12 protein-coding genes and 1 pseudogene are annotated in these 13,100 nt (G+C 68.9%); 10 read left to right on the top strand and 3 right to left on the bottom strand.

Translation table 11 applies throughout. From position 1 onward, the window contains the following. The first annotated feature begins 678 nt into the window (after positions 1–678). Complete coding sequence (locus AADR41_RS11030; protein WP_446751010.1) at positions 679–963, top strand: hypothetical protein; 285 nt, start codon at positions 679–681, stop codon at positions 961–963. Here AADR41_RS11030 and AADR41_RS11025 read toward each other — a convergent pair. Further along, the gene (locus AADR41_RS11025; RefSeq protein ID WP_342281159.1) at positions 936–2,165 is read right to left on the bottom strand and encodes an alpha/beta hydrolase family protein; all 1,230 of its coding nucleotides are present in this window, start codon (positions 2,163–2,165) and stop codon (positions 936–938) included. The two genes, AADR41_RS11030 and AADR41_RS11025, sit on opposite strands and share 28 nt — an antisense overlap. Before the next feature lie 248 nt (positions 2,166–2,413). On the opposite strand from AADR41_RS11025, the gene AADR41_RS11020 reads away from it, so the two are divergent. From AADR41_RS11020 to AADR41_RS10980, 9 genes and pseudogenes are all read left to right on the top strand, one after another. After that, the gene (locus AADR41_RS11020; protein ID WP_342281158.1) at positions 2,414–2,557 is read left to right on the top strand and encodes a hypothetical protein; all 144 of its coding nucleotides are present in this window, start codon (positions 2,414–2,416) and stop codon (positions 2,555–2,557) included. 134 nt (positions 2,558–2,691) lie between these two features. Beyond that, positions 2,692–3,345 (top strand): response regulator transcription factor, encoded by a 654-nt coding sequence (locus tag AADR41_RS11015; RefSeq protein WP_342281157.1) that lies wholly within the window; start codon positions 2,692–2,694, stop codon positions 3,343–3,345. Next, a complete protein-coding gene (locus AADR41_RS11010; RefSeq protein WP_342281156.1) occupies positions 3,336–4,604 on the top strand; it encodes a sensor histidine kinase in 1,269 nt (422 codons plus the stop codon). The genes AADR41_RS11015 and AADR41_RS11010 overlap by 10 nt, the downstream gene beginning before the upstream one ends. A gap of 38 nt (positions 4,605–4,642) precedes the next feature. Continuing rightward, on the top strand, positions 4,643–5,458 hold the full coding sequence (locus tag AADR41_RS11005; protein WP_342281155.1) for a COG4705 family protein: 816 nt from the start codon (positions 4,643–4,645) through the stop codon (positions 5,456–5,458). Then, positions 5,412–5,903: a hypothetical protein gene (locus tag AADR41_RS11000; protein WP_342281154.1), complete on the top strand. Its 492-nt coding sequence runs from the start codon at positions 5,412–5,414 to the stop codon at positions 5,901–5,903. Before AADR41_RS11005 ends, AADR41_RS11000 begins: the two co-directional genes overlap by 47 nt. Further along, positions 5,900–6,100, top strand: a complete 201-nt coding sequence (locus tag AADR41_RS42855) for a response regulator transcription factor (RefSeq protein ID WP_446751012.1) — start codon at positions 5,900–5,902, stop codon at positions 6,098–6,100. Before AADR41_RS11000 ends, AADR41_RS42855 begins: the two co-directional genes overlap by 4 nt. A 229-nt stretch (positions 6,101–6,329) precedes the next feature. Then, the gene (locus tag AADR41_RS10990) at positions 6,330–8,288 is read left to right on the top strand and encodes an ABC transporter permease (RefSeq protein ID WP_342281153.1); all 1,959 of its coding nucleotides are present in this window, start codon (positions 6,330–6,332) and stop codon (positions 8,286–8,288) included. A gap of 480 nt (positions 8,289–8,768) precedes the next feature. Continuing rightward, positions 8,769–9,293 carry a hypothetical protein gene (locus AADR41_RS10985; RefSeq protein ID WP_342281152.1) on the top strand — a complete coding sequence of 175 codons (525 nt, stop codon included), beginning with the start codon at positions 8,769–8,771 and terminating at the stop codon, positions 9,291–9,293. 73 nt (positions 9,294–9,366) lie between these two features. Continuing rightward, a pseudogene (locus tag AADR41_RS10980) lies at positions 9,367–10,135 on the top strand (transposase). Between the two features lie 683 nt (positions 10,136–10,818). On the opposite strand, the gene AADR41_RS10975 reads toward AADR41_RS10980, so the two are convergent. After that, the gene (locus AADR41_RS10975; RefSeq protein ID WP_342281151.1) at positions 10,819–12,120 is read right to left on the bottom strand and encodes an MFS transporter; all 1,302 of its coding nucleotides are present in this window, start codon (positions 12,118–12,120) and stop codon (positions 10,819–10,821) included. A gap of 476 nt (positions 12,121–12,596) precedes the next feature. Continuing rightward, entirely contained in the window at positions 12,597–12,911 is a 315-nt protein-coding gene (locus AADR41_RS42850) for a GNAT family N-acetyltransferase (RefSeq protein WP_446751011.1), read from the bottom strand. Between the last annotated feature and the right edge of the window lie 189 nt (positions 12,912–13,100).

Raw genomic sequence — 13,100 nt, 5'->3', positions numbered from 1 at the left:
CCATCGACCAGCCCCGCGCGCCCCGCCGATAGCCCCGCCCAGCCCGCCGGAACGCAGAACGCTGTGACCAGGGAAAACACGCCCTGTCCTTTAGACGTCGGCGCTACCTGAGGAACACGGAGGCACTCTCAACGAGAACGAGACATCCCCAGACCAGCAGGCCTACGTCCCCGCGAACCCGCGCTCACAACGGTCTCAACCATCCCGAATATCCCCAGCAAACACCGCTCCCCGTACCTCAACTACACCCCCACGAAACGACACGTGGAGAGGCGGTGGGCGCATCATCAAGGTCGGCGACGTCGTCGGAACGGGCGGAGATGGCAATCAGGGCACGCTGGGACAGGCCGTAGTCGAGCACAGCCCCGCGGTCGTCACGTCGCTGTCTCGCAAGCGGGACATCCAAAGGACGTCCCGTTGCCTATTCCTTGGAAAATTCGATAACAGCTAACACAACTCCGACGCCCCCGGGACTGCTGTAGCAGCTGCGTCTCGTCGCTGTCATCGCACCGCCGGATCCCGTCAGCGGGCTGCAGATCCCGTGAGAGACCTGGGGCATGTCCGACGACAGAACTGGTGCACACCGCGCGCAGGCGGTGCGTGCGGTTGAGGTGAGCCGGGTGGCTGCGGTGCAGCGGCTGTTCGGCTTGGAGGCCCGGGGTGAGCTGACGTCCCGCCATGTCCGGCTGGTGGCAGAGGCCTTGGGGGGCCATCCGCCGGGACCTGACGGCCGGCGAGCGGGCCGGGCTCAGGCAGGGCGAGCAGGCGCGGCGGGCGCATGACGTGTTCGCCAAGCGTCCGCCCACTCACCGCAACGTGGTCTGGGAGGGCGATCACAAGCGGGTTCCGGTCCAGGTGGACGTCGAGGGCGAGCTGGTCTGTCCGTGGGTGACCTGGTTCATCGACTGCGCGACCAAGGTGATCGTCGTCCGGCGTCAGCCGATGAAGCGCATCTCCGGGTAATGGGCGGACGGACCGTCCAGGATCCGTGCCGGCTGGTGACGCAGATGAAGGTCGAAGTAGGCGCGCAGGAAGCGCCGCTGAATGTCGATCGCCCGCGCCTCGTCGAGCGGGCCGATGAATTCGGCGAGCTGTTCCTCGGTCGCCCCAAGGCGTTCGGCGGCCTGTGGCATGAAGGTCTCGTAGTCGGTGTACGAGAAGTGCCGCGTACCGGTCAGCCGGAGATTGCGGCGCCAGCCGCGCAGGTGGGGCCAGGCCTTTGCCCAGCTCGGGTTGTTGTCCGCGTCCTCGCTCATCAGGAGAAACGGCCGGCGCAGCCCGGAGTCCACCACGGGGCCGAACAGGGCGCCGTCGAGGTTCGCTCCGGCGCGCAGCGGTACGCCCGACGCCATCGCCGCGGCCGCGGTTGCGCCGCCCAGGGAGTGGCCGAACATTGCGACCCGGGACATGTCGAGGACATCGGCGAGACCGTGCGGGAGCGGTCGGCCGCCGGAACGCCGGGACCGTACGATCCGCGACAGCTCCTCCAGCACGAATCGGGTGTCGCTGACCCGTACGTCGACCGCCTTGCCGACAACCGGGTCGTCGTCCTCGTCGCCCAGAGGCGGCATGGCGTAGGTCTCGACCCGGCCGCCGGGGAACTCGACCTGTCCGGCGTCGTAGGTGTGGTCGATCGTGACGACGACGTATCCGTGACTGACGAGGTCCTCGACCAGCGACGTGCTGGAAGCGCGGTGCTGACCGTGCCCGTGGGAGTACAGGATCACCGGGCGCCGGCCCGCGCGGGCATCGGCCGGGGCGGAGTCACGGGCGTGGGTGACCGGGAGCGTGACATAGCCGTCGAGCAGGTAGCCCGTCTTCTGGAAGACCTTGGCGGCCTCCGCGGTCATCCAGGGTGCCCGGGGAAGGCCCGGCCTGGGCGGTGCGGCAGCGCTGCGGGCCGGGTACCAGAGCTGGACCATCAGTTCCCTCACCGGCTGCGCGGGCACCCAGGGATCGCGGCGGCTGCGGTCGGTGAGACGCAGAGCTGCAGTGCCGATGGCGTGGTGGCCGGTCGGTCGCGGCAGAACGAGCCGCACCGGCGGTTCGGGGCGGGGGTACGGTGCCGCACCCGGCGTGCGGCCGGGCGCCGCGGCGGCCGGGGCGGCGGCCATCGCGAGGCCGGTCGCGAGACCGGCGGCGAGGACCGCACCCGTGCTTACCACCTGCCTCCTGCTGGGCCTGGGCGGAGTCGGAGTCCGGGCAGGGACAGAATTCGACATGGCGGTCTCCTTCGCGTTCGTACGTACGAGGTGCAGCGCGTGACGCGCCTGGCCCTGCTCACAAGCTAGGCGCCGCCAGGCCCATGGACTGCAGTGATCTCTCACGGCTTTCGCTGACATTTGTCACTTCCTCTGCGATGTCAGTGCGTTGATCACGGTGCAATCCGACCGACCGATCACGGAGTCGTTCCATGAAGTTCACCAGCGTAGGCACCGCCGCTCTCGTGGCGGTATCCGCCATGGCCGCCCTGGCCCCGTCCCAGACCGGTCGCCGTCCGACCACGTTCACCGTGCTGGTGCCCGTGCACGGCGGCGAACCGCAGGACGGTGGCTGACGACCGGGCAACGGACACCTGCGTGCGCTACGGCGGGGCTGGCAGGGGGCGTGCGGTGCCAGCGCCTTTCACGACCGTCAGGCGGCTGATCAGGGCAGATGGAGAACCGGGACGGGAGTATCTAGGGTCAGCACGTGGCTTTCATCATGGTGTGCGAAGACGACGCGGCGGTCCGTGGCGTCCTCAAGCGTGCCCTGGAGCACGACGGTCACACCGTCGCTGTTGCCGCGACGGCCGACGGCCTGCTGCGGCAGCTCGCACCGGCGCCCCAGCTGGTTGTCCTGGATCTCGGGCTGCCGGACGCCGACGGCCGCGATGTCTGCCTGGCCCTGCGGGCCCGCGGCGTCGATGTGCCGGTGTTGATGCTCACCGCGTTGGACGGCCTGCATCACAAGGTGGGCGGCTTCGAGGCCGGCGCCGACGACTACATGACCAAGCCCTTCGACATCCCGGAACTGCTGGTCCGCGTCCGGGCGTTGCTGCGCCGGGCCACCGTGGCGCCCGCACCGCACGAGGTCCACCTCGATCCGGCGAAGCACATGGTGACCTTTGACGCGGTGAGCGTGAGCCTGACCCCGACCGAGTTCCGGCTCCTGGGCCGCCTGATCGCCTCGCAGGGCGACGTGGTACGGCGCCACGCCCTCGTCGCCGCGGGCTGGCCGCACGGCGCGCAGGTCAGCGACAACACGCTCGACTCCTACGTGCGTCGGCTGCGGACGAAGCTCGGTTCGCTGGGTGTGGCCGAGCGGCTGGCGACGGTCCGCGGCGTGGGCTACCGATGGCAGTGACGGGGTTTCGAAGCAGGGTGGTCGCGCTCACCGTGCTGATCGCCACCGCCGTGGTCGCTATCCTGGTCGTGGTCTCGCACGTGCTGCTGAGCCGGGTGACGGACGCCGACGCGCACGATCTGGCCCGTACGCGCGCCGAGGCGGTCGCGGCGAACGTCAGCTCCAAGGGCGGCCGTGTCGTGCTCACCGAGAACAACAGCGAGGCGCTGGACGAGGTCGCCTGGGTATATGCCGACGGCCGTCTGATCGACGGGACCGTACCGGCGAGTGTGGTCGCGCGCGCGGAGGAGCTGGCGGACGAGGGGCGATCACAGACCGCGACCGTCGGCGACTACCTCCTGTACGCGCGCCAGGTCCCGATCGACGGCCACCACGCCATGGTGATCGTCCGGGTGGACCTCACTCCCTACGAGACGTCCGAGCAGCGCAGCCTGACCTTGACGCTGATCCTGGGCGGCCTCACCATCCTCCTCGCCGGCGGCGTCGCGCACCTCGTGGTGCACCGAGCGCTGCGGGTCGTGCACGAGATGGCGGCCCTCGCCGACGACTGGGGCCATCACGAACCCGGGCGCCGCTTCAACCTCGGCGTCCCCCGCGACGAGTTCGGGGAACTGGGACAGACCCTGGACCGCCTTCTGGAACGCGTCGACACCGCACTGGCGGACGAGCGCCGGCTCACCGACGAGATCGCCCACGAACTGCGCACGCCACTCACGGTCCTGCGGGCCGAGGCGCAATTGGCCCATCTGTCCGGCGAGCCGGTGGGGCCGCAGGTGGTGTTGAGCGAGGTCGACCGCCTCGACGCGGCGATCACGACGATTCTGCGCGCCGCGCGCGCACGGACGGACGACGGCACCCGGTGCGATCTGCGCTCCGCCGCCCGGCGGGCGATCGGCAGCTGCGCGGTCGAGATCGCCGTTCCGGCCAAGGTCGAGGTGGCCGTGGCGCCCGACATCGCCGTATCACTGCTGTCACCGCTGCTGGAGAACGGCCTGCGGCATGCGAAGTCCCGAGTGTGGATCACCGCGCGCCACCAGGACGACGCCATCGTGGTCGATGTCCTGGACGACGGCCCCGGGTTCGATCCCGCCGAGGTCGACCGGGTCTTCGAGGCGGGGGTGACCGGCAGCGGCGGGTACGGCCTTGGACTGCCGGTGGTGAGGCGGATCGCCGCTTCGGCCGGTGCGGAGGTCCGTGCGATCGCGGACGGCCGCGGTCACGTCGAGGTGACACTGCCGATCGCGCGTACGGTCACGTAGTCAGGTTGCTTGCAGGTTCCCTGCGTAAACCTCCCTCCATGACAACGACAACGGAAGCACGCTCGCGCAGCGGGCATCTCATGCTCAACAAGGTTCCTGAGGTCACCATCTGGTTCTGGGTGATCAAGATCCTCTGCACGACCGTCGGGGAGAGTTTCGCCGACTGGATCAACATGAAGCTGGGCGTCGGCCTGGTGAACACGGCCTGGATCTTCACCGCGGTGTTCGTGGTGGTCCTGGCCGTTCAGCTGCGGCTGAAGCGATACGTCCCCTTCCCGTACTGGCTGACCGTGGTCGTTGTCAGCGTCACGGGCACCCTGTACACCGACATCCTCACCGACCAGCTCAACGTGCCGCTGTGGATCAGCTCCGCCGTGTTCTCGGTCCTGCTCGCCGTGGTCTTCGGCGTGTGGTGGCTGCGTGAGCGCACCCTGTCGATCCACTCGGTCACGACGCTGCCGCGGGAGTCGTTCTACTGGCTCGCCGTGCTCGTCACCTTCGCGCTCGGCACCGCGACCGGCGACTGGACCCTCGAGCTGACCGGCTGGAGCCCGGGCGCCTCGGTGCTGCTGCCGCTCGGCCTCATCGCGGCGATCACGCTGCTGTGGAAGTTCGGCGCCAACCCGGTGCTGTCCTTCTGGCTCGCCTACATCCTGACCCGCCCGCTGGGCGCCAACATCGGCGACTGGCTCGCGTCCCCGAAGGTCGCTCAGCCGGGCGAGCCGACGGGTCTCGCGCTGGGCACCTTCACCACCAGCCTGATCTTCCTCGGTCTCATCCTGGCGACGGTGATCGACGCGCTCGGACGTGACCGAGACCTACGAGGCGGCCCACGCCGAACACGCCACCGGTGACCCGCGCAAGGAGCGCGTCGCGCTGGCCGGCTTCGGACTGCTCGCCGTCGCGACCACGGGCCTGCTGCTCTGGGCCCATGGCCAGCCGCACACCGGCCCGGCGCCGGAGGAGGACAACACCTCCACCGTCCAGATGGCTCCGGGCGAGGCGGTGAAGAAGTTCCCGCCTGCCAAGGTCTCCGCGCTGCGGACCCTCGCCTCGACCTCGCTCAAGGACGCACGCTCGGGGAACGCGAAGGGCGCGCACGCGGCCGCCCAGTCGCTGCGCGACCTGTGGGACGCAGACCAGGCGTCGTTGCAGCCGCTGGACAACACCGGCTGGACCTCCATCGACGCTCAGATGGACAAGGTGCTGGGGACCTTCGGCATCGATCACTCGAACCCGCCGATGCCGCCCGCCCAGCAGGAGAAGGAACTCAACGCCCTCCTGACAGACATGAGCTGACCGACCGCCCAACGCCCCCGGCCAGCCCTCCCCGCAGACGGGCTCAGGGCCAGGTCGAGGCCCTGGCCCGTGGTGACCGGCTGTACATCGGCGCGGGCACGGTGAAGACCCATGTCGCCCGGCTGCTGGCCAAGCTCGGTGCCCGCGACCGCGTCCAACTCGTCATCCACGCCTACCGCAGCGGCCTCGCCGGCTGACGCGGCCGACTTACGTCGCGAGCAGCCCGCGGCCGAGCCAGTGCTCGGCGACGGGTTTGGAGTTGCGGCGTCGGCTAGCCCCGGGTTGGGAGTCGCGGGCGCTCGGTGTAGGGGCGGTTTCGGCAGTCGCCGATCGTCGGGTCCGGGTGCTGCAGGAGGTCCCAGCAGATGTAGGAGGCCGGGTACCGGGCTGCCAGAGCGCGGGCGCGGGTCACGGATGACGCGGCCCGTGACTGTGGACCGGATCGAAGTCCATGAGGGCCACTGGGCCACCGCACCCGGCGAAATCGTCGTCAACTGGTCCCCCCAGGACTCCCCCGGCACCGCGCTCCTCGGCACCAAGCTGGAGACCCCCGGCGGAGCGACGCTGACCGTCGTCGGATTCGCCACCAGCATGAGCAAGTCGGCGAGCGCCTGGGTCTCGCCCGAGCAGATGGCCGCACTGCACCCGACCTCCGCCCAGATGCTCTACCGCTTCACGGACTTCTCGACGCAGGCCCAGTTGAGCGCCTCGCTGGCACGGGCCACCACGGGACTGCCCAAGGAATCGCTGGCCGGCGCACAGACCTACCTCACCCTCAAGCAGGCCTTCTCCGCGCTGGCCGACTCCTACCTCCCGTTCATGACACTCTTCGGCATCCTCGGCCTGCTGGTCTCCACCCTGATCGCCGGCAATGTGGTAAGCGGGGCGGTCGTCTCCGGGTACCGGCACATCGGAGTGCTCAAAGCCCTGGGCTTCACCCCCAACCAGGTCGTCGCCGTCTACCTGACGATGCTCTCCGTACCGGCGGTGGTGGGCTGTGTACTGGGCACTCTGGCCGGCAACGCGCTGGCCGGGCCGATCCTGAAGGTCGCGTTCACCGGCATCAACGCGGGCCGGGCCTCGGTCGGCGACATCAGCCCATGGGGCTCCGTGGCTTGTCTCGTGGGTATGCCCGCCCTCGTCCTGCTGGCCGCACTGGTCCCCGCCCTGCGCGCCCAGCGGCTGCCCGCCGCGGAGGCGATCAGCGCGGGCGGCGCGCCGCGGGCCGGGCGCGGGCTGCGCGTTCAGCGGCTGCTCGGCGCCACCCGGCTGCCGCGCCTGGTCAGTCTGGGCCTCGGCCAGCCGTTTACCCGTTCCGGCCGCACCCTGCTGACCATGACGGCCATCATCCTCGGGGTCACCACAGTGACCCTGTCGACCGGACTGACCAGCACCATGGTGGTGTACGGCAAGGTCGGGCGGGAGGACGGTGGCGCCAGGATCCACGTGACGACCGGAGGGTCGAGCAACGACCGGACCCCGCCCCGGCTCAGTGACCCGCAGATCGAGACACGGTTGCGGTCTCTGCCAGGCGCGGAGGAGGTACGGGCCCGCGCGCTGTCCCAGGTGAACACGACCGGGCAGACCCAGCCCGTCTTCGCCGACTTCTACCGCGGCGACGATTCCTGGTACGAGCACACCATCGTCAAGGGCCGGGCGCCAGCAGGGGCGGGCGAGATCGTGGCCGGGCCGGCATTCCTGACCCAGCGCGGGCTGAAGCTCGGTGACCGGGCCACGCTGGAGCTGAACGGCAGGAAGATCACCGCGACCGTCGTGGGTCAGCTCATTGAGGGCAACGTCCCTGCCCTGGAGGCCACTTGGGATTGCTTCGCCCAACTCGCGCCGGACGCACACGACACCGAGTACACGGTGCGGCTCGCCCCCGGCGCCGACGCGCGCACCTACGCCGAGGCGGTCGCGGCGCTCAACCCGGGCCTGCACGCGTCGGTGACGGACTCCGGCAACGCCGGCACCGCCACCGTCGTCACCTTCTCGACGGTGTTCACGGTGCTGCTGACACTCGTCGCGTCGCTCGGTGTCTTCAACACCGTTCTCCTGAACACCCGTGAGCGACGCCGGGACCTGGGCATGCTCAAGTCGATCGGGATGACACCCCGCCAGGTGGTGGTGATGACGGTGACCTCGGTCGCCGGGCTGGGCGCGATCGGCGGGCTGCCCGGCATCCCGCTCGGGATCGTGGCGCATCGCCTCGTCGTGGACCATGTCGGGGTGGTCGACTTCCCCGCATACATGAAGGACGTGTGGCACGCGCCGCAGCTGGCCATGATGCTCCTGGCGGGTGTGGCGATCGCAGTCCTCGGCGCACTGGTCCCGGCCCGGTCGGCGGCCCGGATGACCATCGCCTCGGTGCTGCACACCGAGTAGATCACCTGTCGGCATGATGCAGAGAAGAGTGAGGATGCTTCCGCCGACGGCCGCAGCGACCATGCCGCGCTCGGGCATCATCATGCCGATCGCCGCGCCCAGCCCCAGCGGCTCACAGTCGCCGCGCCGTACGACGGTGCCGGTGCGCTGCTTCGGCTTCTCGACGGTGCCGCCGTTCTTCCTCGCCGCCTCCCGGGCCGCAAGAAGGGCCTGGCGCGCGAAGCCCACACCGCTCAGCTCGCTCACTCACCGTCCCGCGGTAGCGTCGTCTAAGGGCTGTCCCGTAACTGTTGGCACTGGTGAGATGAGACGGAGCCGCTCAGTCGGCACCTGCGCCCTTGGGTGGCAGCAGTACCCATCTCAGTTGACGCGTGGCTCCTGCACCCTGCACCAGGTAATTCGCAGGCGTCCCGCCCAGCTCCCGTCCTATCCTGTCCGCTGCCGTCCATGCCGGGACGGGCCCGACGGAGGAGCGGCGGAGTGCCGGACGTGTACAAGATCATGCTGGATGCCGAGTTGGGCAAGGCGTTCGACGTGTGGTCCGGCTATCTGAACGCCCGGACTGGCGAGGATGCTCAGGTCCGTGCACGACTGCGCTCCACGTTGCAGTCGGCCCGCGCGGCAGCCGCCGAGGGCGATCCCGCGTCTGCACGCGCCTTGGTGGCGGAGATGTACGACGACGCCCGAGAAGCTGGCCTTCCCTGGGCTCCCGTGGCGCCTGGTCCCTGCGCGGCGGACCGGCAGGCACGCGACTACGCCAAGGACGAACTGCGGCAGGTGCTTCCTGTGCACCTGCGCGAGGATCTCGATAGCATCGCGATCTACCTGAGCGTCACGGGCCGCCGCCTCCAGACCGCCCCCGGCCTGGACGCCGCCACCCGCCAGGACATCCTCTACATCTCTGCCCGCGCCGGGATGGCTCTCGACCTCGCCCATCCGACAGCAGCACGACGGGAACTCGAACGCCTGAAGGCAATTGCGCGACGCTGCGGCGTGGAGCCCTGAGAACCGAGCGACAACGGCCTCAGTTGGCGCGCGATGCCAACTCGGGCGCTCAGTCACATGAGATGATCTTGGTGTGGCTGGTGTGATCGCGGCGTCGGAGCCGTCTTGGATAGCCCCGTTCACCGGGCTGAGCCCGCGCAACTTCGGCAAGCTACTGACCGTCCTGCGGCGGGAAGGCGCGGATTCGGTCCGCAAGGGTCGGCCGTGGAGCCTTCCGCTGGAGGACCGGGCCCTGCTGGTCGCGGCGTACTGGCGCACGAACTTGACGATGCGCCAGCTTGCTCCGCTGTTCGGGGTCTCGAAGTCGGCGGCGGACCGCATCATCGACCACCTCGGACCCATGCTCGCGCTCCAACCCCGCAAACGCTTCGCCAGGGACACTGTGCTCATTGTGGACGGCACTCTCGTGCCCACCCGCGACCACACCGTGGCCGAGCAGTCCAAGAACTACCGCTACTCAACCGCCCACCAGGTCGTCATCGACGCGGTCACCCGCCTCGTTGTGGGGTCGGCCGGCCGCTGCCGGGTAACCGGCACGACTCCCGCGGCTGGGAGGAACCGGCGCCAAGGCCGCCGTCGGCAACACGACCGCAATCGCCGACGGCGGCTACCAGGGCACCGGGCTGGTCATCCCTCACCGTCGGGCGCCCGGCGAGACTGAACTTCCGGACTGGAAAGAGAAGCACAACCGTTCCCACAAGCAGGTCCGGGCCCGTGTCGAGCACGTCTTCGCCCGGATGAAAACCTGGAAGATTCTCCGCGACTGCCGCCTTAAAGACGACGGTGTCCACCACGCCATGCTCGGCATCGCACGGATGCACAACCTCGCACTCGCCGGGTAGGGGAGTGGCCCGCACGGCGGGCGACCACAACCGAAACCGCTCAGAGATCATTTACGGGACAGCCCTTAATCACCACAGAAACAATCCCGAGCCCACCAATTCTGCACTCTGAGAATGCGCCAAAAACCAACCCAGCTCCTTTGTGGAATCAGCACGCACCCCCTCCCCCGATTACGAGCCAACCCCGCGCAATCGGAAAAGCAACGAAGATCAATTCTCCGCGAACTCCACAGCCAATTGCTCGCCATCACAGCCCGCATGACGGACAGTCGAAACCCCTGGAATCGCTGTGCGCCCCTCAGGAGCGCGAACACCAGCCGCCCCGGGCAAAGAGGCCCGGGGCGGATGACAGGCGCTCAGAACGCCGTACTCGGATCTCCCGCTCCGCTGACCAGGTATTCCTCACTCAGTGACCAGCCAATCCTCATTGCTTGTCCAGCACCAGCGCCCGGCCACCACTTCTCAAAACCCCATAGAAACACCCGGATCGACCCGCTCCACAGCACCCAAGACCGGACACCGAACTGAGAACCATCCCGGACACGGAAGCGAGAACTCCCACGTACACCACAAGAAGTGGACCAGAGCCCCCTGTCATCAACAGAGCCACCACTGCACAGAGACGACTCGGGGCAAGCTGATGGACCAAGTACGTGCTCTGCCGGAGTCTCCGCCGTAAGGGTTCAAATGCGGTAGCGACGCAGGGCCGGGGCTGCCACAGCAAGAGCCAGCATCACCACTACGACCAGCGCTCCGCCGCCCGCGAAAGCGGCCTGGGGGCCGAATGCGGAGCCTGCGGTGCCGTGCAGCACGTCGGCGAGGCGCGGACCGCCTGCGACCACCACCGTGAACACGCCCTGCATACGGCCACGCATCTCGTCGGTCGCGGCGGAGAGCAGGATCGCCTCGCGGAACACCATGGAGACCATGTCGGCGACCCCGGCGGCGGCAAGGAAGGCCACGGTTACCCACAGGTTGCGGCTCATGCCGGCCCCGGCGATGGCCGCGCCCCAGCCGACCACGGCTCCGATCACCATCCAGCCGTGCCGGCGCAGCCGCGAGAACGTGCCGGAGAACAGACCGCCGATCACCGTGCCGAGTGGGATAGCTGCGAACAGCACGCCGAGCGCCAGCCCCTCGCCGTAGGCGGCATAGGTCTGGTTGGCCAGCTGTGGGAACAGGGCGCGGGGCATACCGGCGACCATCGCGATGATGTCGACGAGGAAGGACAGCAGCAGCACCTTGTGCCCGGCGACGTAGCGGAATCCGGCTGCGATCTCCCGTATTCCGGCTCGGCGGGTGGAATGCATGCCCAGTGGCGGCAGCGTGGGAAGCTGGAAGACGGCCCACACGGTGGCGCACAGGGCTACTGCGTCGATCAGATACAGCTCGGGCAGGCCGATGATGGGGATCAGCGCGCCGGCCAGCAGCGGGCCCGCCACCAGGCCGGCCTGGTTGACCGTTGAGCCGAGGGCGTTGGCGGCGGGCAGTTCCTCGGCCGGCACCAGCCGGGCGATGGAGGCGCTGCGGGCTGGTGAGTTGAGGCCGAAGAACGCCTGCTGTACGCCGAGCAGCACGATCAGGACGACGACGGAGTGAAGTCCGGTGACTGCCTGAGCCCAGAACAGCAGCGAGGTCACGGCGATGCCGATGTTGGTGACCAACAGCAGCTTGCGGCGGTCCATGGTGTCCGCGACTGCCCCGCCCCACAGCGCGAACACGACCAATGGCAGCAGACCGGCGAGGCCGGCGTAGCCGACCCAGGCCGAGGAGTGCGTGATGTCGTAGATCTGCTTGGGCACGGCCACAGCAGTGAGTTGACTGCCGACGGTGGTGACGATGGTCGACGACCACAGCCGCCGGTAGGCGGGATGGCGCAGGGGGCGGGTGTCCATCGCCCAGCGCCGCCAGCCGCGCCTGGGTGGCCGGCCGTCGGTCTGGGGGTCGGTGACGGACGAGGTACTGCTGCTCTCGTTCGTGTTCACGGGATCCAATGGTCGCTACATCTTTCGATTGGGCCGCACTTTCTCAGCAGCTTCTATGACCGTTCGAACCGGTTGTCTCAGGATCGGACGGGCACGTGGTGCCGAGCGCGATCACGATGCCGGCGACTGGCAGGGTTTTGCAGGGTGGTGTCGTAGGGCTGCCATGGGGTGGGTTGTCAGCAAGTGGGCAGGTGCCGGTTGTCAATCTCCTCGGGCCGTGGAGAGATCTACGCGGCCCGTCCCGCGGCCTGGCTGACGGACTTGGAGCCGTCCTTGCGGCCGCGTCAGCAGTTCCTCGAAGTACTGAGGGACCAGCTGCCGCCGCCTTTCCGGCTGCCAGGAGCGGTCGGCAAGCGGCCTGCATCCAGGCGAGCGTGCGCGCGAGGTCGTAGGGGAGCAGCACGCGCCGGGACCGCTGGATCGCCCCGCGAACAGTCGACGCGTACCGGCCGCGGGGCGGGGAAACGTTCCTTGGCCTACGGCACTACGACGGTCAATGATGTGCCGGTCAGTTGGAAATCGAGCTTCTCGTACACGTGGCGGGCCGGATTCGCATCGCTCACGACGAGCGAGACGTCGGCCAGCCCGTCGGCCGCGGCATCGCTCAGCGCTCGGCGCAGCAGATTGGCGCCAAGGCCCACGTAGCGGGCTTCGGGTTGGCGGAATACGTCGGCGATCCACGGCAGGCCGTCACGATCGGTGAGGATCGCCCCGGCGACCACGCGGTTCGTCTCGTCCACCACCAAGGCACTGCACGCAAGCACCGGCCCGAGTACGGAGCCCGCCAGCATCGGCGCCAGGCGCTCGTTGAGCGCTTCTTCATCGCTGCCGGAGAAATGGTCGGGATGGTTGGCATGAAAGGCGGCTCGCCATGCTGGGAACACCGCATCGGCGTCGAGCTCGCAAGGAACTGCCCGAAGTCCGTTGCCCAGGTCTCGTGATGACCAGTCGACCGGTGGCGGACACGCGACCAGGTCTCT

It is taken from the genome of Streptomyces sp. CLV115, assembly GCF_038448545.1.
GTDB classification, from domain to species: Bacteria; Actinomycetota; Actinomycetes; order Streptomycetales; family Streptomycetaceae; genus Streptomyces; species Streptomyces sanglieri.
This window is presented reverse-complemented; position numbering and strand designations above follow the sequence as displayed.

What these genes read in the sequence shown, in the direction of transcription:
- AADR41_RS11005 (WP_342281155.1), top strand. Translation starts at nt 4,643, where the DNA reads ATGACAACGACAACGGAAGCACGCTCGCGCAGCGGGCATCTCATGCTC.
- AADR41_RS42850 (WP_446751011.1), bottom strand. Translation starts at nt 12,911, where the DNA reads ATGCTGGCGGGCTCCGTACTCGGGCCGGTGCTTGCGTGCAGTGCCTTG.
- AADR41_RS11020 (WP_342281158.1), top strand. Translation starts at nt 2,414, where the DNA reads ATGAAGTTCACCAGCGTAGGCACCGCCGCTCTCGTGGCGGTATCCGCC.
- AADR41_RS11030 (WP_446751010.1), top strand. Translation starts at nt 679, where the DNA reads ATGTCCGGCTGGTGGCAGAGGCCTTGGGGGGCCATCCGCCGGGACCTG.
- AADR41_RS11010 (WP_342281156.1), top strand. Translation starts at nt 3,336, where the DNA reads ATGGCAGTGACGGGGTTTCGAAGCAGGGTGGTCGCGCTCACCGTGCTG.